The sequence below is a fragment of the Piscinibacter sp. XHJ-5 genome, from assembly GCF_029855045.1.
Classification (GTDB): Bacteria; Pseudomonadota; Gammaproteobacteria; order Burkholderiales; family Burkholderiaceae_C; genus Albitalea.
The window spans coordinates 5,363,581-5,381,604 of sequence record NZ_CP123228.1; the positions used below are offsets into that span (position 1 = coordinate 5,363,581).

At 68.7% G+C, this 18,024-nt stretch carries 14 protein-coding genes; 6 read left to right on the forward strand and 8 right to left on the reverse strand.

The window, feature by feature from the left end; all coding sequences use genetic code 11:
• Nucleotides 1-13 precede the first annotated feature (13 nt).
• From P7V53_RS25325 to P7V53_RS25335, 3 genes are all read left to right on the forward strand, one after another.
• Entirely contained in the window at nucleotides 14-1,033 is a 1,020-nt protein-coding gene (locus P7V53_RS25325; RefSeq protein ID WP_280152263.1) for an MvdC/MvdD family ATP grasp protein, read from the forward strand.
• On the forward strand, nucleotides 1,026-2,102 hold the full coding sequence (locus P7V53_RS25330; protein ID WP_280152264.1) for a TIGR04500 family putative peptide maturation system protein: 1,077 nt from the start codon (nucleotides 1,026-1,028) through the stop codon (nucleotides 2,100-2,102). Before P7V53_RS25325 ends, P7V53_RS25330 begins: the two co-directional genes overlap by 8 nt.
• Before the next feature lie 390 nt (nucleotides 2,103-2,492).
• Nucleotides 2,493-5,096, forward strand: a complete 2,604-nt coding sequence (locus tag P7V53_RS25335) for a LuxR C-terminal-related transcriptional regulator (protein WP_280152265.1) — start codon at nucleotides 2,493-2,495, stop codon at nucleotides 5,094-5,096.
• 113 nt (nucleotides 5,097-5,209) lie between these two features.
• On the opposite strand, the gene P7V53_RS25340 is transcribed toward P7V53_RS25335, so the two are convergent.
• The gene (locus tag P7V53_RS25340) at nucleotides 5,210-7,381 is read right to left on the reverse strand and encodes a PASTA domain-containing protein (protein WP_280152266.1); all 2,172 of its coding nucleotides are present in this window, start codon (nucleotides 7,379-7,381) and stop codon (nucleotides 5,210-5,212) included.
• A gap of 9 nt (nucleotides 7,382-7,390) precedes the next feature.
• Entirely contained in the window at nucleotides 7,391-7,774 is a 384-nt protein-coding gene (locus P7V53_RS25345) for a hypothetical protein (RefSeq protein ID WP_280152267.1), read from the reverse strand.
• A gap of 202 nt (nucleotides 7,775-7,976) precedes the next feature.
• On the opposite strand from P7V53_RS25345, the gene P7V53_RS25350 reads away from it, so the two are divergent.
• Nucleotides 7,977-10,691, forward strand: a complete 2,715-nt coding sequence (locus P7V53_RS25350) for an alkaline phosphatase D family protein (protein WP_280152268.1) — start codon at nucleotides 7,977-7,979, stop codon at nucleotides 10,689-10,691.
• A 177-nt stretch (nucleotides 10,692-10,868) separates the two neighbouring features.
• On the opposite strand, the gene P7V53_RS25355 is transcribed toward P7V53_RS25350, so the two are convergent.
• The 3 genes from P7V53_RS25355 to P7V53_RS25365 all read right to left on the reverse strand — a co-directional run bounded on the left by P7V53_RS25355 (nucleotide 10,869) and on the right by P7V53_RS25365 (nucleotide 12,824).
• Nucleotides 10,869-11,405: an NUDIX hydrolase gene (locus tag P7V53_RS25355; protein ID WP_280152269.1), complete on the reverse strand. Its 537-nt coding sequence runs from the start codon at nucleotides 11,403-11,405 to the stop codon at nucleotides 10,869-10,871.
• A 41-nt stretch (nucleotides 11,406-11,446) separates the two neighbouring features.
• Entirely contained in the window at nucleotides 11,447-11,713 is a 267-nt protein-coding gene (locus tag P7V53_RS25360) for a YciI family protein (RefSeq protein WP_280152270.1), read from the reverse strand.
• 169 nt (nucleotides 11,714-11,882) lie between these two features.
• Nucleotides 11,883-12,824 (reverse strand): LysR family transcriptional regulator, encoded by a 942-nt coding sequence (locus P7V53_RS25365; RefSeq protein ID WP_280156614.1) that lies wholly within the window; start codon nucleotides 12,822-12,824, stop codon nucleotides 11,883-11,885.
• A gap of 88 nt (nucleotides 12,825-12,912) precedes the next feature.
• On the opposite strand from P7V53_RS25365, the gene P7V53_RS25370 reads away from it, so the two are divergent.
• Nucleotides 12,913-13,893 carry an MBL fold metallo-hydrolase gene (locus P7V53_RS25370; RefSeq protein ID WP_280152271.1) on the forward strand — a complete coding sequence of 327 codons (981 nt, stop codon included), beginning with the start codon at nucleotides 12,913-12,915 and terminating at the stop codon, nucleotides 13,891-13,893.
• A gap of 60 nt (nucleotides 13,894-13,953) precedes the next feature.
• On the opposite strand, the gene P7V53_RS25375 is transcribed toward P7V53_RS25370, so the two are convergent.
• The 3 genes from P7V53_RS25375 to tagH all read right to left on the reverse strand — a co-directional run bounded on the left by P7V53_RS25375 (nucleotide 13,954) and on the right by tagH (nucleotide 16,833).
• Nucleotides 13,954-14,418, reverse strand: coding sequence for a CreA family protein (locus tag P7V53_RS25375; protein ID WP_280152272.1), 465 nt, complete (start codon nucleotides 14,416-14,418; stop codon nucleotides 13,954-13,956).
• A 77-nt stretch (nucleotides 14,419-14,495) separates the two neighbouring features.
• On the reverse strand, nucleotides 14,496-15,272 hold the full coding sequence (locus tag P7V53_RS25380; RefSeq protein ID WP_280152273.1) for a protein phosphatase 2C domain-containing protein: 777 nt from the start codon (nucleotides 15,270-15,272) through the stop codon (nucleotides 14,496-14,498).
• A 7-nt stretch (nucleotides 15,273-15,279) separates the two neighbouring features.
• Complete coding sequence (tagH, locus tag P7V53_RS25385) at nucleotides 15,280-16,833, reverse strand: type VI secretion system-associated FHA domain protein TagH (RefSeq protein WP_280152274.1); 1,554 nt, start codon at nucleotides 16,831-16,833, stop codon at nucleotides 15,280-15,282.
• Between the two features lie 214 nt (nucleotides 16,834-17,047).
• Here tagH and P7V53_RS25390 point away from each other — a divergent pair, with 214 nt between their 5' ends.
• Nucleotides 17,048-17,989, forward strand: a complete 942-nt coding sequence (locus P7V53_RS25390) for a LysM domain-containing protein (protein WP_280152275.1) — start codon at nucleotides 17,048-17,050, stop codon at nucleotides 17,987-17,989.
• Nucleotides 17,990-18,024 lie beyond the last annotated feature (35 nt).

Consider the following 18,024-nt stretch of genomic DNA (forward strand, 5'->3'; position numbering starts at 1 on the left):
CCCGGGAGCCCCCATGATCCTCATCGTGACCGCCGCGGACGACGAGCCCGCCGGCCGGGTCGAATCCATCCTGCGACGCCGAGGCGCGGACGTGCTGCGCTTCGACGCCGGGGACTTCCCTTCGAAGGCGCGCATCAGCGTGTCGTTTCGCGCGTCGACACCGCGATACACGCTGCGCACGGGCGGACGCACCGTGCGCTTCGACGAGCTGTCGGCGGTGTGGTACCGCAAGCCCCGCCCCTGCGTGGCGGCCGACGCCATCGTCGATCCCGAAGTGCGTGGCGTCGTGGAGCAGGACGCGCGCGAATTCATCGCGTCGGTGTGGGACTCGCTGGCCTGCCGCGCGCTGCCGGGGCGGCCGTCGGCCATGGCGACCGCCCAGCGAAAGGCCTCGCAGATGTGTCGCGCCACCGCGCTCGGCTTCGACGTGGCGCCGACATCGTTCACGAACGACCCGGCGGAGTTCCTCGATCTCCACCGCGAGTGCAACGGCCAGCTGATCAGCAAGATCACCAGCACGCTGGCGCTGAGGCCGCGCTTCGGAAGCGAGTTCTCCCGCTACACCGAGAGGGTGTCGCCGCGCGACGTCGCCCATGCGCAGGCCGTCTCGCTTTGCCCCATCGTCGTGCAGGCCTACGTGCCCAAGCGCCTGGAGCTGCGCGTCACGGTGGTCGGCCGGCAGGTGTTCGCGGCCGAGATCGACTCGCAGGCGACGCACCGCACGCGCGTGGACTGGCGCCGCTACGACCTCGCCGCCACGCCGCACCGTGCCCATGCGCTGCCGCGCGACATCGCCGATCGCTGCGTGGCGCTGGTGGCCGATGCCGGACTGGCCTTCGGCACCATCGACCTCATCCTCACGCCCGACGATCGATACGTGTTCCTCGAGCTCAATTCCGCCGGCGAGTACGGCTGGATCGAGGAGCTCACCGGCCTGCCGATCAGCGACGCCATCGCCGGCTTCCTGCTGGGCGACGCGACCACCGACGCGGACCGCACACCCCATCTCCTTCACGAGGCTCGCCATGCCTGATCCCACGCCCGACGTGCTCCACGACGTCCATGCCTTCCTCGACAGCCTGGCGCATCAACGGGCCTCCCCCGAAGCAGCGCTCGCAGGGCTTCCGTCGCTGCGCGCGCGGCACCCCGGCGCCGACATCGACGTGGTGTGGGAACAGCAGGCGTTCGACGGCTCGACGCACTTCGACGCGCTGATCCGTCAGGACGCAGGCAAGACCATTTCGGTGAGCGTGTGCCAGGACCATGCGCTGCCGTGGCCGCTGCGCGGGCTGCAGCGCTGGAAGGATTCGGACCTCGTGCGGGTCAACGGCGTCGTGCTGTCGGTGGCCGATGCGATTGCCCAGCTCGATGTGCTGTGGGAACGCGTGCCGCTCATGCAGAGGCTGGTCGACCGCTGCCTCGTCGACGAGGCGCTGGCGCGCGAGCCGGTCGACGTGAGCGTCGAGGAGACCCAGCAGGCGCTCGACGCGATGCGCCGCGGACGCGGTCTGCTCAGCGTCGCGGACCTCGAGGCATGGATGAAGGACAGCGGCGCCACCTGGCAGATGCTGGAAGCCATGGCCACGCAGCTCGCGCGCACCGCGAAGCTGCGCGAGCGCACCGTCGGCGACCGTGTCGACGAGGTCCTCGCACACGACCTGCGTTCCTTCGACATGATCGCCATCGCGACCGCGCAAGCCCGTTCGGAGCAGACAGCGGCCGCGGTGCGCGACGCTGCGCTGCGCGGCGGCCGCAGCCTGCTGGAGGCGTCGCAGCACGTGTTCGCGCAAGGCCGTGATGGCGAGATCGAGACTTCGCTGCGTCGCGTGCGCCGTCATCGGCTCGAGGCGGCCGTCGAGCGCGCCATCGCGGCGGCGGGGGGCGCGGGCGACACGGGCCTGCTGGTGGGTCCGGTGCCGGTGGGCGACGGCCACCTGCTCGCGCAGGTGCTGGCCGTCGAGCCGGCCGAGCCGCGAGACCCCGAGCTGCGCCGCCTCGTCGCTGCCAGGCTGTTCGATGAGTGGCTGCGCGAGCAGCGCCGCGGTGCGCACATCGAGTGGTTCTGGGGCAGCGTGGAGGGGACGCGAAACGTCGCGGGGTGATGAGGGGCCCTCACCCTGGCCCTCTCCCGCGAGCGGGAGAGGGAATCCCCTGCACATCCTTTCTCCTGCTTGCGCAAGAGATTGATGTGGCGCGCGCGTCACTGACTTGTTGCCCCGGATTCTCGCCCTCTCCCGCGAGCGGGAGAGGGCGTCTGATATCGCCGTGCGTCATGACTTGCACCGTCCTCGCGCAGGCGATGCCAGAGGGCGCGCTCGGCGTCGGTCGGGGTTTGGCGCAGGGCACGGGCCCTCGACCTGCATGCAGTACCCGGGCGACCCGTCGTGGTGTTCATGTCCGTTGAGCATGGAGGGCGCAGACCTTCACGAACATCACTCGCTCGGACGCATTTCTTCCGCTGGCCAGCAGCGCCGGAGTAGCATCCTCCGCTCATGACTTTCGCCCTCACCAAGATCCAGCCGCCGCGGCCTCGCGGCCGATTGCTGCTGTCGCGGCCGCGCCTCGATGGCCCGCTGCGCGACGCGCTGTCGACCCAGCGGCTGGTGCTCGTGAGCGCGCCGGCCGGCTACGGAAAGAGCGCGCTGATGGCGCAGCAGCTGCGCGACTGGCCGAGCGGCGTCGCGCTGGCCTGGGTGTCGGTCGATGTCGGCGATGACCTGCCGCGGCTGCTGGAGTGCCTGGTCGCCGCGCTCGAGCCCTACGACTTGCCGTGGCGCAGCGCACCGGAAGCCCTCGTCGCCGGTGCGGGCGATGCCGCGGGCCGCGCGCGCTTCACCGTCGAGCTGCTCAACGCACTCGAGGCTGCCGAGGTGCCGCACGGCGTGATCGTGATCGACGACCTGCACCGCACCGGCGACGAGGATGTGCACCGCTTCCTGGACGCCCTCGTCGACCGGCTCGGTGCACGCTGGACAGTGGCCATCCTCACGCGCCACGACCCGCCGCTGGCACTGCCCCGCTGGCGCGCCGCGGGCGAGTTGGCCGAGTTCCGACAGCAAGCGCTGCGATGGACTCGGGAGGAGCTCGCCGTGTGGCTCGCCGCGGCCGGCACGGCCCCCGAGCGCGTCGATGCGCTGCTCGCGCGCACCGAAGGCTGGGCCGCCGGCGTGCAGCTCGCACTTCGCGTGGACCGCGGCGGCGCATCCATCGGCAGCGAGCGCGCTTTCAACGACTTCCTGACCGAGGAGGTGATCGACACGCTCGATGCCGACCTGCGCGATTTCCTGCTCCAGGTCAGCGTGCTGCCCGAACTCACCGCCGCGCGTGCGGCGGCGGTGTCGGGCCGGCCCGATGCAGCGCGCCTTCTCGAGCGCGTGGAGGCGATGGGCCTGTTCGTCACCTCGCTCGAGGCGCAAGAGCCGACGCTCAAGCTGCATGACCTGTTCCGGGCCGCGCTCGAGCAGCGCCTGGCGCGCGAGCGTCCCGCATTGCTGCCGGACCTGCTGCGCCGTGCGGCCGCCGGCGAGACCGACCCGGCGCGCAGCATTGCGCTGCTGCTGCGCTCGGGCGACGCGGCCGGCGCCGCGCGGGTGCTGCTGGCGGCCACGCCCGCGTGGATCACCGCCGGTGCGCTGCCCACCGTGCGCACCATGCTTGCGCTGTTCGATGCCCCGAGCCGCGAAGGTCTGGCGGCATGGCACCTCTCGCAATGCCTGCTGGGTTGGGCGCAGGGCGATTTCGCGACGATGGATGCCTCCGCGCGGGCCGCCGAGACGCTGGGCCAGCGCGCGGGCGACATCGAGATCGCCGACATGGGGCTCGGCTACCGCGCGATCGCGCTCAACTTTCTCAGCCGCCGCGGCCTGCGCGAACTGGGAGTGGACAAGCTGCGGGCGCGCGCTCCCGCGCCGCACGTGGTGACCGGGGTCGCCCTGGCGTGGGCCGACATCGACGAAGGCCGCTTCGAGGATGCACGCCGGCACTATGCGGCGACGCTGGAGCACCTGGAGCGCAGCGCCGAGCCGCATCTCTGGTACCAGGGCAACCTGGGCACGGTGGGGGTGCACATCCCGGGCATGGGGCCGCTGACGGAACGGTGGATCGAGGGGGCATTGCGCGTCAGCGGCGAGCAGCCGTTGACCCTGAAGGCGATGGCTTTGATCACGCGGGGCTGGCACCGCCTGCTCGTGAAGGGCGACATCGGCGGCGCACGCGAGGCGCTCGACGCGACGCGCCAGGAACTGCGCTGGCTGGCCGAGCCCACCGGCGTGAATGCGCTGGCGACCGTGCTGCAGCTGCAGATCGCGGCGGCGGGCGGCGACGCGCCCGCCACCCGCGAGGCGATGCGGCTGCTGCTGGAGGGCCCTTCGACCGGGCAGGGCCACCGGGCCCGATGGATCGTCGCCAACTTTGTCGCCGGCTGTGCGGCGGCGGTGGGCGACGAGCAGGCGCTGCGCGAGCAGCTTGCGGTGCTGGAATCGACGCCGGTCGACAGCGCACTGCCGGGTCTGCACACGATCGTGATCGACATCGCGCGCGGCCATGCCGCGTGGTTGCGTGGTGATGCGCAGGCGGCCATCGATTCGTGGGAGCGGGCCGTGATCGACGAGACGGGATTGATCCGCACGCGGCTCGATGCGCCGACGCGGCTGTTCCTTGCTGCGGCCTGCCTGCGCAGCGGGCGTGTGCGCGAGGCGGCGGCACCGCTGATCGGGCTGCATGCGCGCTCGCGCGTCGGCGCGGCGGGGTCCGCGCTCTTCGCCCGGCCGGTCGCCTCGCTGTTGGCCGGGCACGATTGGCGTGGGCAGCTGGGCGAGGCCGACCGGGGGGAGCTCCAGACGTGGCTGCAGCGGCTGTCGGCAAGTGCAGCGCCGGTTCAGCCGAGCGGCGTTGCCGTGGCGGGCGCTTCAGCCGGCGTGTTGACCAGTCGCGAGCTCGAGGTGCTCGAGCGCATGGCGGCGGGCGACAGCAACAAGCTCATCGCCCGCGCGCTGTCGTTGAGTCCGCACACGGTGAAGCGGCATGTGGCGAATGTGCTGGACAAGCTGGGGGTGGGATCCCGGGGGCAGGCGGCGGCGTGGTATCACGCGCGCTGATGTCCCGCCGGCAAGCACATGCGGGCTGGCCGGACCACGTCATTTCATAGGCGTGGTTCAAGCAAGATAAGGCTGTGCCTGGTGCAAGCATGCAGCTCGAGGTCCGGCCGGCCCTAGTTCGTCCACACCTTGCGGTATGCCAGATCGGAGCACGCGATCTCGGGTCCGAAGTTCTTGGGGCCGACCTCGGGGCCCGATATGCAGGCCCTCAGAGCAGTGCTCACCACCACATGCGGACGGGGCATCCACTTGACGTCGAAGGTGTTGGTTCCGCCCGGGCGCAGTGGTTGGTATTCCTGCGCCGTACCCAGGGCCTGGCGACCACCCTCGGCCATGACCAGCAAGCTGATCGAGTAGCGGCTTCGCGCGGCAGCCACCTGCGGATGCAACCTGAAGGCCACCTCGACGCGCAACGCATCGCCGGCCACCTCGTTCGGCGAAATGCTCAGGATCGTCGTGGGGGTGGGCGTGGGGGTGGGGGTGGGAGCTTCGGCGATGACGACCGTGACCGAATGGCCGGTCGCCACCCGCATGCCCGCCCCGGGTGTCTGGGACGCGATCCGCCCGGCCGGAACGGAATCCGTGACGGTGGTCTGCTCTGCCGCCGCGACCAGGCCAAGGTTCTGGAGCATCGCCCTCGCCTCGCTGGGCGTGCTGCCCACGAGATTGGGGACCTCGATCACCTCCGCGCGGCCGACCGTCAGCTCCACCGTGGACCGCTTGGCAACGACCGTGTTCGCGCCGGGACTCTGTCCGACGACCTTTCCCATGGAGGCCGGGTCCTTGACGCTCACCGTTCGATGGCTGGCGGACAGCCCGCGCCCCATGAGCGCTTGCTCTGCCTGCAGCAGCGTCATGCCCACCATGCCGGGAACGACCACATTGGGGATCGCAGTCACAGTCAGCGCGACGCCGGAGCGCCTGAAGACCGACTCGCCCGCCCCGGGCTGCTGTTCAGTGACGGTCCCTGCCTCCCTGTGCTCGTCTTCCACTCTGCGCGTGGACTTGACCGTCAGGCCCTGCCCTGCGATGACCCGCGTGGCCTCGTCGAGCGTCATCCCTTTCACGTCGGGCACCTGAACCCTGAGCATCCACGCAGCAAACCCGAGCACGAGCGCCGCCACGCCGAGGAAGAGGTAGCGCCTGGAGGAAGGCTGATCGGCGGTATCGCGACGGTCATGCGTCTCGGAACGTGGCTCCTCTTCCTGCGTTGCTTCGACCACCGCCGGCGCCGGAGCGGGTTCGACTGCCGGCGGCGGGGGAGCGGGCTCGACCACCTGCGGCGCAGGCACCGGTTCGACCACCGACGGCACCGTCATGCCCTTGAGGGCCGCCTGGGCAGCCAGCCTGACTCGCTGGCTGTCATCCTCGTTCGCGAACTGCTCCAGTTGCCGTCGCGCCGCTCGTGCGTGGCCCGGTCGCTCGCCTTTGCAGAGGTCTTCGAGACTGGTGACGGCGAGCAGCCGCTGATCCGCATGTCGGCTGCGCACCCGCCTGAGGAGCCACCCGGGCAGGCGGCCGTCGGTTGTCCGCGCGATCTCGAGGTTTCCGACCGCGCCGAGCACCCACTTTTGCGGCGTCTGTCCCCGGTGTTCCCGGTGGGTGGCCGCTTGCGCGTAGTTGAAGAGCTCGTCGGCGGTGATCACGCCGTCGCCGTCGGCGTCCGCGCTTCCCGTCGCGATCCCTTCGACGATGTGCCTCGTGAACACCGACGGTCCCGGGTCGTCGCCTTCCTGCGCCTCATACGAAAGCTGGAAGGACGTGGAGCCCGTCATGACCACCACGCCGCTGCCCGCCTCCGCACGCGCCTCCCCCAGCACGTCCTGGCGCTCCAGGCGCTGCCGTCCCTTGCTCCGCCCATCCACGGCGCGGCCGAACGCGCCGCTGAAGCAGGAGTCGAGGATGAACACCTGCTGCCGCGCCAGGCAGGCCCGACTGAGCCGATGGATCAGGCTCGACTCGAACGTCGTGGATTGAAGCTTGACGGGCGAGGTGTTGCGAGACGCGAAGTAGAGGTTCCCCTGCGCGTCCTTCAAGCCGTGCGTCGACACGTACAGGAGCACGTGGTCGTCGGGTGCGCGATCCTGGAAGAACTCTTCGATCTGCTCCCGGGTCTTGTCGTACGGCTCATTGACGCAGGTGATGACCGAATACCGTCCCACCGCCGGGTCCGCGAGCAGCTTCTCCAAGGCCTTCACGTCGTGGGCAGGCGACTCCAGCGGACGAAGATGAGGGTGATCGAAGGCGGTGGAAGCCACCAGCAGGGCGAAGCGGCCTGCGACCACGACCGTCCCTCATTCGCGATGGCGGGCCAGGAAGGCCTCCGTCACCGCCGCGACCTGGTCGTCGCTGGCGCCCTTGAGCGTGATCTTGTCGCCGCCGATCTCGATCGAAACTTCCTTGCTCTTGTGGTGCAGCAGCCAGCCTTGAACGGCATTGATCAGCGCGACCAGCCCCCCGCTCGATGCGAGGGCGAGCATCACCCCGGTGGCGGAGAGCAGTTGGGAAGCATCCTTGGCCCCTGGGAGATGCGTCGGGGGCTGGGGAACGATCGTGAACCCGATCGCGCGTTCGCGGGCTTCATCGAGGAGGCCGATCAACGCCTCTTCGACATCGCCGGCATCGGACCCTGGTCCGGCTGAGATCGACAGTGTGACTTCGTGCCGGGAGTTGCTCATGACAGCCTGCGATGGCAACCGGGACCTCGAATTGTCTTACACCGAAGTCGCTGGCGCCAGCATTGCGCAGGCCGGCAAGGCGCGTGGTGGCCCGGTCGCTTCACGCAGTCGACCTCGCGTCATGTCAGGGCTGGCTTGCGCGGCGTTTGAACATCCACAGCGGGACTCCTAATCTAAGGGCTGGGCAGTTCCGGGGGGAAGCATGATCACGGTGAACGTTCGCGCCCTCGACTTCATGGACGCTCGCCCGCTCGCAGCCGCAGAGCTGACGGTCAATCTTCTGGTCTATCCGTTCTTCCGGGTCCGCCCCGACCCGAACGACCCCGAGCCCGACGCGCCTGCCATGCGCGAGCTCGAAGGGAACCCCGGCCTGGGCAAGTCCGTGCAAGACTCGAAGACAACGGATGCTCAGGGCGCGTGCACTTTCACATTCGACGTCGACGAATTCTTCGTCGAATTGAAGAATGCACAAAGCCTCGACGGCAGGATCGCGGCAGCCGTCAAGGCGCGGGTCGACGTGTTCGCGCAATTCCTGGGGGTTCGTCTCGACCGTTTCGCCATCCTCGACGAGCTCGACAACGGCGCCGACCAAGCCATCGTCATGCCGGTGGACCTCGGCATGTCCATCGTGGGCCATACCACGCCCACCTCGACACGCCTCTGGTTCAGCCTGCCGTTCCAGCCGACGTCGTTGCAGCGGTTCTCGTGCCGGCTAATCTCCGACCAGGAATTGGCGCCGTCCGCCACGCGACGTGCGACGGCGGCCGCGGCCCTCGGACGCACCCAGGCGGTCACCTTCGACGCGGCCAGCGCGACCGCGGTGGTCGACTTCGACGCACTTGCGCCCGGCACGCGCCATCACTACTCGCTCAGCCTTCGCAAGGGACGCAAGGACATCGTGCTCGCGAAAGGAGACTTCCGGACACCGTCGCCGACGAGCATGCGTCTGGACTTTGCGTTCGGCTCCTGCCATCGGCCGGTCGTGACCGGCACGCCCGAATCTCCCAGCGACGAGGCGCTGAGCAGCCTTGAGCGATGGCAGCACCTGGTCGATCACGCGGACTTCGAGTTCCTGATGCTGATCGGCGATCAGATCTACGGCGACGGCATCGAGGACAAATGGCCGAACGCGTCGCCCTTCGAGCAGTACATGCGTCGCTACAAGCAGCTTTGGGCGCACTGGCCGCCCAGGGAGGTGATGCGCACGCATCCGACCTACATGGTGCTCGACGACCACGACGTGGCCGATGACTTCGGCGCCGGCAATCTCGGCGATACCAAGGTGGCTGCTGCACTGGAGTGCTATCGGCACTTCCAGCATGCTCGCAATCCGGGCGGACCCGGCGAACCGGGCGGCCCGTTCCACTATCACTTCAGGTGGGGCCCGGCCGCCTTCTTCGTGATGGACGGTCGCACTGCGCGTGGATCGGGTGCGCCGGCAACGCCGGTGTTCGGCCACATGCAGTTGCAGGACCTGCAGGCGTGGGTCGCGTCGGACGAGGTGCGCAATGCCGATGTCATCTTCTTCGTCGCGCCCGTGCCGCTCGCGCTCCTGCCGACCGAAACCATCCTGGCGGTGGCGGAGGAGCTGACCCAGCAGGGCGTTGCGGCCGCCGGTGCCCTCACCGGCACCCTTGTCGGCGCGGTCGTGGGCGGCATCCTCGCCGGGCCCTTCGGCGCTGCCGCCGGGGCCGGCATCGGCGCGGCAGTGCTCGGGTCCGTAGGCTATGCGGTCGGCGAGGAGGTCTTCGAGCAGTGGGTCGAGAAGTCACTGCTCTCCGCGGCGGACCTGGCCGAGCGCTGGGATCTCGACGAGAACCGGGCCGACCTCGTGCGTCTGCTCGACATCCTCTTTGGATTGGCCAACGGCCTGGGCGACGATCCGCCGCGTCCACGGTCGGTGTTCGTGCTGTCGGGTGACATCCACACCGGCACGATGCACGCCATTCGGTCGCTGCCGGTCGCGGCCGGGGCCGATCATCGCCGCAATCCGCTGATCCTCCAGATCACCAGCTCGGCGCTGTCGCATCCTCCCGTGCGCGGCGACATCTATGCGCAGGCGGTTTCGCATGCCGATGCCGACCTCGACATCGACCTGCATGACATGGACCTGCTCACCTTGCTCGACGAGCGCAAGGACTGGGGGAAGCTGAGCGCGGAGGACGTCGGGCTCGACGACATCTTTCAAGGCGGCTCGGGCGAGTACTTCCTCGATTCCGGTGATCGCAAGCGTTATCTCTGCCAGTTCTCGGGCCTGCTGATGGAGCGGACCGTGGGGCGGGTGCGCGTCGAGTTGCGCGATCCTGCCACACGCCGGTACCGCTTTGCAGCGAGCGTGGAGGGGCAGCAGCAGGTCCTGGAAACCGCATTCGACCTGGACCTGAGTGCTCCGCGCATTCGCCAGATCCGGGACGACGCGCAGTTCCAGACCTTGACCGTCCCGGAAGAGGCCGTGAGCGGCCGCCGCTTCGCCGTGACCGTGAGGGTGCGCAACACCGGCGTCAGCACGTGGCGGCCCGGTGAGCACTCTCTGGCCGTGCTGGATGCGGTCTGGGGCGTGGATCGCATTCCCCTGAACGTGCGTGTGCTTCCGAATCGATCCCATGCCTTCACGTTCACGCTCATGGGCAGCACGCCCGGGTTTCTCCGGGCCAGGTTCCAGATGAGCAGCCGTCGGGCCAGATCCGTGTTCGGAGGGGTCAGTCCGACCCGCCGTGTGCACATCGTCGGGCCCGAGGGCGAGCTCTCTTGCGCTCAGCTCGCCGTGCAGCGCAAGGAAGCGCAGGAGCGACTCGACGCCGCCAGGCGACAGCTGCACAGCGAGGCCGAACCGAGCGAAGCGACGCGGCGCCGTGTCCAGGCGGCCGTGGCTGCACTGGCTGCAATCGACGCCGAGCGGGTCCGGCTGGGATGCTGACAGGCGCCGCATGCTGATCCGCCCATGGTGCGGCAAGGCGTGACGACATGTGCAGGCTGTCAGGGGGTGCGCGGCGCTGGCTTTGATGCCGACGGGGACAGGCGCCGTCGTGAGCTTGTCCAGTGGAACGTCGGTGTCGCAGACGCTCATGGGTAGAAACTTTCGCCCTCGCCGCACTCACAGCAACCCCTTGGCTTTGATCAAGCTCATGGCTGCTACGGTCGATGCATCCACGATCGTGCCATTTCGAATCATCTGCTCGACGGCGGAAAGATCAAACCAGGACGAGACGAGGCCCTGCTCTTCAGGTTCAAGCTGTGGCTCTCGCTGCTCCAGATCGGTGGCAAGGAAGATGGTGTAGCCCTGAGTGCAGAACCCGTAGGCCAGGTACAGATGACCCACCTGCACCATGGACCGGGCCACCAAGCCCGTCTCTTCCCTCAGCTCCGCCATGGCAAGCTCGTCGGAATGATCCTGCTCGGAGTCCCACGTTCCCTGAGGCAACTCCCAGAAGCGCCCGCGCACCGGATAGCGGTACTGCTCGACCAGCACAAGCCTACCGTCCTGCACAGCGGCAATGACGGCGAAATCCTTCTTCTCGACGACGCCGTACGTCCCGACGGAACCGTCCTGCCGCCGGATCTGGTCCTCTCGCACGCTCATCCATCTGTTCTTGTAGACGAGCCTCGTTTCCAGCGTTTCGATTTCATTCATGTCGATCTCGTTTGCGCGACTGTGCAACGCAGGCGCCAGGCCTATGCAAGCACTTCATTCCATTCGCGAAGCGACCACTTGGCGACCACGCCATTGATGACAAATGGATCGCCCTGAATGAATTCTTCCGCCGTGGCCCGGCTGGTGAAAACGCCCATGGCACCCTCGGCTGGATTGGCAAACGGGCCTGCCATCAACAGGACACCTCGCGCATGGAAATCGCTCAAGCGAGCGCGATGCCCTGCAATGTTCGCCTGGGCCTTGGACATCCCGTCCGGGGCGATCTCATAGAACATCACGACTTTCATGGTTCGACAGCTCCGATGGGGTATGCGCAACAGGGTCGACGGTGCCGGTGTCAAGGCGCCTGGCCACCCAGGACCTTGTCAAGCATAAGGTGCATGACGTCCGGGCTGGATCAGCCCAACCGCCCGGGCACGCGCAAGCCGGTGCGCCAGCGAGCTCCGTGCGGCGCAATCACACCCTCATTCGCGCCGCAGAGGCCTGATCGGTCAGCAGCTCCCATTCACGGCGAAGGCGCTTGAGCGCGAAGTCGGCAAAGTGGCGCACCCGCGGAGCCAGGTGCAATGCATGCGGGTACACGACATGCAGCGGTGCGCTGGGCATGCTGTATCGCTCCAGCACGCGCAGGAGGCTCCCGTCCCTGAGCTCGGAGCCGACGTCCCATATCGACTTGAGAAAGATTCCGCCGCCCGCGAGCGCCAGCGCCTTGGCGGCGTTGCCGTCATTGCACAGGAAGGTCGCGTTCACCTCGGCCGAGACCGGTTTGCCTTCGTGCTGGAAGAGCCAATGCCGCGTGCTTCGCGTGCCATACAGGATGCAGTTGTGCCCGGAGAGCGCGGCAGGCGTGTCGGGCGAGCCGAAGCGCTGCAGGTAGTCCGGCGCGGCGCACAGGACGAGCTCGCTGTCGGCGATGTGGCGCGCCGTCATGATGGAGTCGGCGAGCGCCCCGAAGCGCAGTGCGAGGTCGATGCCCTCCTCGACGAGGTCGACCACGTCGTCGCTCAGGACGAGCTCGATCCTCAACGCCGGGTGCATGGCCTGGAACTGCGCTGCCAGCGCCGCGAGATACCGCGTGCCCAGCATGCGCGGCGCGGTCACGCGCAACTGACCGGTGATGTCGGTACGACTGTGCTGCATGACGGCCTCCGCCTGCTGCACCTCCGCAAGGATGCGCACGCAATGCAGGTGGAAGCGCTCGCCTTCCTGCGTCATCGATTGCCGCCGCGTGGTGCGGTTGAGCAGTCGGATGCCCATGCGCGCCTCAAGAGAGGCCAGCCGCTTGCTGACCACCGCCAACGACAGGCCCAGCTCATGGGCGGCCCCCGTGAGGCTGCCCGCGCTGGCCACCTTGTCGAAGATCGTCAGCTCGATCAGGTTGTCGATCATTGTTTCCATGATGTTGATTCTGAAATAGCAAACCGAATCTTTATCAACCAAACTGCGATAACTATAGTCCGCTTCATCGTTCAACACGAGGTCCACGATGAAACGCACACTCCTTGCAGCTTTGATGGCCGCCGATGTCGCGACCGGCTTCGTTGCCCCGGTCGCGGTCGCGGCCGAGGCACCGCCGACGAAGCTCAGCCGCTATCAGGCCGGCTACCACCACTTCAAGATCGGCGACGTCGAGGTCGCGGCCCTCTCCGACGGCACGCTGCCGATCCCGACGCTCAAGCTGTTGACCAACGCCAGGCCGGGCGAGGTGGCATCGCGCCTGGCCGACACGCACCAGACGACCGATGTCGATGCGTCCGTCAATGCCTACCTGATCCGGGCGGGCGGCCGCCTGATCCTCCTGGACGCGGGCACGGGCGAGCTCTATGGCCCGACGCTGAACAAGCTGGAGGCCAGCCTCCGGGCGGCAGGCGTCACGCCGGAGCAGATCACCGACATCCTGATCACCCACATCCACACCGACCACACGGGTGGCCTGATGGATGGCAAGCGCATGGTGTTCCCCAACGCCACGGTCCACCTCGAGCAGAAGGAAGTCGCGTACTGGCTGAATCCGCAGAATCGCGCGCGGGCGCCGGAGGCGGCCAGGAAGTACTTCGACGAGGCCTCGGCCAAGGTGCAGCCCTATGTCGATGCGGGCAAGGTGAAGACGTTCTCAGGCGCCACCACGCTGTTTGCCGGAATTCGTTCCATCGCCGCTCCGGGCCACACACCGGGCCATACCTTCTACGCGCTCGAGAGCAAAGGCGAGAAGCTGGTGTTCTGGGGCGATCTGGTTCATGTGGCGGAAGTCCAGATGCCCAACCCCGGCGTGACGATCGTCTTCGATGTCGACCCCAAGGCGGCCGCGGCGACTCGCAGGCAGGCGTTCGCCGATGCGGTCAGGAACCGGTACTGGGTCGCAGCCGACCACGTCTCGTTCCCCGGTGTCGGCCATCTGCGGCGCGACGGCTCGGGCTACCGGTGGATCCCCATGAGCTACGTGAACGACCATCACGAGGCGAAGTAGAGAGGTGGCACCCCCGGCCGCAGCCAACTTGCGACGCAAGCGCCGACCGATGGGGCTCGTCTACTTCAACGGAATGGCCGTGCCCCTGTCCACCGGCACGGCGGTCACCGAGTTCTGCGGCGACCCTTCGATCAGCCTGTCCGAATAGGTCAGGTACACGAGCGTGTTGCGCTTCTTGTCGACCATGCGCACGATGCGCAGCTTCTTGAAGATCAGGCTGATGCGTTCGTTGAAGACTTCTTCCTGTTGAGGAAGCGCCTGAGACACCGAGATCGGCCCGATTGCACGGCAGGCGATCGACGCGTCGGACTTGTCTTCGGCCACGCCGAGCGCCCCCTTGACGCCCCCGGTCTTGGCGCGCGACACGTAGCAGGTGACGCCGCCGACCTTGGGATCGTCATAGGCGTCCACCACGATCTTGTGGTCCGGGCCGATGAGCTTGAAGACCGTGTCGACAGAACCGATGGGCTCGGCCTGCGCGGTCGCGCCGATGGCCAGCACGATGAGGGGAAGGTGGTATCGCATCCTGGGTCCTTTGGGCATGTCGCGAATGTGCCGCGCCATTGTCGGCGCCTCTCGTCGTGCCGGATTCCGATGGCCTGCTATCCCGCCGCCATCGGCCGCGTCGCCTCCCCCAGGTCCCCCACCCATACCCCGATCGCACTGAAATTGTCCTGATGCGGCGCCGCCTGCCGCTCGATCTCGCGCCGCATCGCCGCCAGCCATTCCTCCGGCGAATCCGCCTGCGACAGCGTGCTCGCGATGCATCCCGGCTCCAGCGCACCCCACCACCCGTCGCTGCACAGCAGAAAGGCATCCCCCTCCTCGATCGCCACCGGCCGCGCCACCGTGTGCGGATCGACCGCGTCGTCGATGCCCAATGCCGCGATCAGCTGATTCTTCTGCGGATGCACCAAGGCCTGCTGCTGCGTCAGCAGCCCGGCGTCGACCATGCGCTGCACGACGCTGTCGTCTGCAGTCAGCAGATCGACCCGCCCATGCCGCGCGCGATACAGCCGCGAGTCGCCCACGTGCGACCACAGCGCACGTTCGGTGGAGACATCGACCCACAGCACGACCACTGTCGAGTGCATGCGGCCCAGTCCCTCGGCGCCGGGCTGCGCGCGCAACACGTCGGCATGCGCCGACAGCACGGCGGCCGTCAACGCATCGGCGGTGAACGGCGGATTGCCTTCATGCAGCGCCGTTTCCAGATGGTCCACCGTGCGCCGCGAGGCCTCGGCGCCGCCGACGTGGCCCCCGGCGCCGTCTGCCACCACGGCGAGCCAGCGTGGGCCTTCGCGGCAGACGCGGACCTTGTCTTCGTTGGTGTCGCGCTGGCCTGTTTCGCTGCGCGACGCAACGGCGATGTCGAGCACGTCGGGCTCACCGGGGCGGCGCGGGCTTGTCGCGCCGCAAGCGTTCGAGCTGCTGCTCGTAGGCCGCGAGAAACGCCTTGCCGAACAGCGCATGGAAGTCTTCCTGCGCCTCGTCGCGGATGCCTTCGTAGTGCTGCAGGTACAGCTCCCACAGCTTGGCCTTGCGGTTCATCGGCAGGACGCTGTCCAGCACCGAACGCCCAACCAGCTTGGCCTCCAGCTCTCGCGGCGAGAAGCGCGCGAGCACGCCTTCGAGTGCGGCGCGTGTGCCGGCCATGGTCCCGATCGCGTGCCCGACGAGGTCGTTCATCGCATCGGTCATCGCGGCGGCCCCGGGCAGGAAGCCGCGCAGCGGCGGCTGCAGCAACTGCTCCAGCGCAGACTGCGCATCGGGCGAGAACTTCAGCGGGTTGTTGTTGCGCGGACGGATGACGGTCACCTGCGCGTGCAGCTCGTGCCGCGTGGCCGAGCGCACTGCCATGAGCTGCACGGTGCCTTCGACCGCCGCGCGCAGCAGCGTGCCGGCCAGGCGCATCAATTCCGGGCTGGCGTCGTGCGGCGCGGCGAGCTTCACGCCGGCGCCTTGGCAGAAAGCCGTCCACGGGTCCGTCGCATCGCCTTCGTCGACGGCGGCCGGCTCGGCGCCGGCCCCGGCGAGCGGCACCGAGACGACGGCCGCCTCGTCGAGCACCGGCGGCTCTGGCCGCCGCGCCGACACCGGATTCGGCGGCGTGAAGGCCGCCCGCAGCTCGGGCGTGCGATCGGGCGGCAGCTCGGGCACGGCACGCGAAGCCGCGCCACCGAACAGCACGAGCGGATCCTTGGACAGCGGCGCGCCCGCCGGTGCCCCGCCGGCGCCCGGCAGCGCATCGGCCATGAAGTCGGCCAGCGGATCGCGTCCGCTGCCGCCCGCGCCGATCAGGTCGTCGATCGATGCGGAGGCGGCACTCGGGATCAGGTCCTCGAATGCGCCGCCGCCCGCGGTCGGGATCGGCTGCGGCGCTGCCGGCGCGGGCATCGCGAAGGGATCGAAGTCGTCGGGCAGCCGCGCCGGTGCCGACACGGCGCCTGCGGCCGGCGGCGGCGCGTGCCGCGCGGGCGTGGCCGGCTCGCCGAGGAGCTCCGCGAAGGGATTGCTGCTGGACAACGGTCCGCCGAGGTCGACCGATGCATCGCGCGGGCGCGGGACGCCGACCGCATCGACCGCGGCCCGCCCGCGCGTGATCGTGGTCCCCTCGCTGGCGGCATCCTCGATGACTTCGAGCAGATAGCCGCCGATGCGCACCTGGTCGCTGTGCATCAGCGGCGTCGACTCGCCCTGGGCCAGCGTCTGGTTGCGCACGACGATCGGGTTCGCGCTGCCGACGTTCTTGATGACGTAGCCGCTGCGCCCCGCGCTGATCTCGGCCTGCTGGCGCGAGATGTGGCGCTCGGGATCGGGCAGCGCCATCGTGTTGTGGTCGGCCCGTCCGATGGTGCCGCCCTGCAGGTCGAAATGAGCCGTGATCGGCTGGGTGAGCGGCAGGTCGTTGAGCGAGACCGCGCGCAGGGTCAGTGTCATGGTGTTCATCCCTCGAGACGTCGATGCGGGACGAGTGTGATGAGGCATGGTCGCGCCCGCGCCGCAGCGCTTCAATGAACGAAAGTCATGCGCCGGTCGCCGCGTGTGTCGCTCCGTATCGACAATGACCGAAAGTCACGCACGCCCTGGGACCATATGGGGGAAACTTCCCCCTCGGTCCGGCTCCGCCGTGCGCGGCCATGTTCACCAAGCCATGACGAATCAGCGAGTCGTTCTGCTGTACGCCTGTGTCGGTCTGCTGGCCGCCTGCCAGCAGGCGCCTCGGGCGCCTGCAACGCCAGGCGCAGAAGGCGGCACCGCCACCACGGCGCCCGCGCCGGCGCCGCCTGATCCCACCATCGTCGTTCCGCCGCTGAACGCGCCGGCCACACCGGCCACGCAGCAGCAGGCGCAAAGGATCGCCCTCGCGGCCGCCGGAATGCTGGAGAACGGCCACGAGGAACAGGCCAAGGCAGAGCTGCAGCGCGCCCTGGCCGGCGATCCCAACAACAAGCTGGCGCTGAACCTGATGCGCCAGATCACGGCCGACCCCGTCGCGGCGCTGGGCCGCGAGTCCTTCGCCTACACCGTGCAGCCCAACGACACGATGTCGGGGATTGCCCGCCGCTTTCTCGGCGACATCTATTCCTTCTACATCCTCGCGCGCTACAACAACGTCGCCGTGCCCAAGCAGGTGGCGGGCGGTCAGATCCTGCGCATTCCCGGCAAGGCTCCGGCGCCTGCCGCGCCGCGCGAACGCGATCCGGGACCGGTGGTGATTGCGCCCGCGCCGCCCGCGCCCGCGCCCCCGCCGGTGGTGGTCGCCCCGCCTGCGCCGCCCGAACCCACGCCGGGCGAACGCGCGATGCGCGCGGGCGAGTCGGCCGAGCGCAGCGGCGACCTGGAGCGCGCGTTCAACGAATACAAGCGCGCGGCCACGCTGGACCAGCCGGGCGCCGAAGCCAAGGCGGAGCAGGCCCGCAAGCAGCTCGTGGTCCGCTACTCGCTGACCGCGCGCACCGCGTTCGCGCGACAGGACCTCGACGGAGCCATCCGCGCCTGGGACCGCGTGCTCGGCGTGGATCCGACCAACGAGACAGCGAAGCTCGAGCGGCAGCGGGCGCTGAATCTCAAGGAGAAGGTGAAGAAGCTGTAGGTCGGCGTGACGGCGCCGACATGCCGGCCGTTACA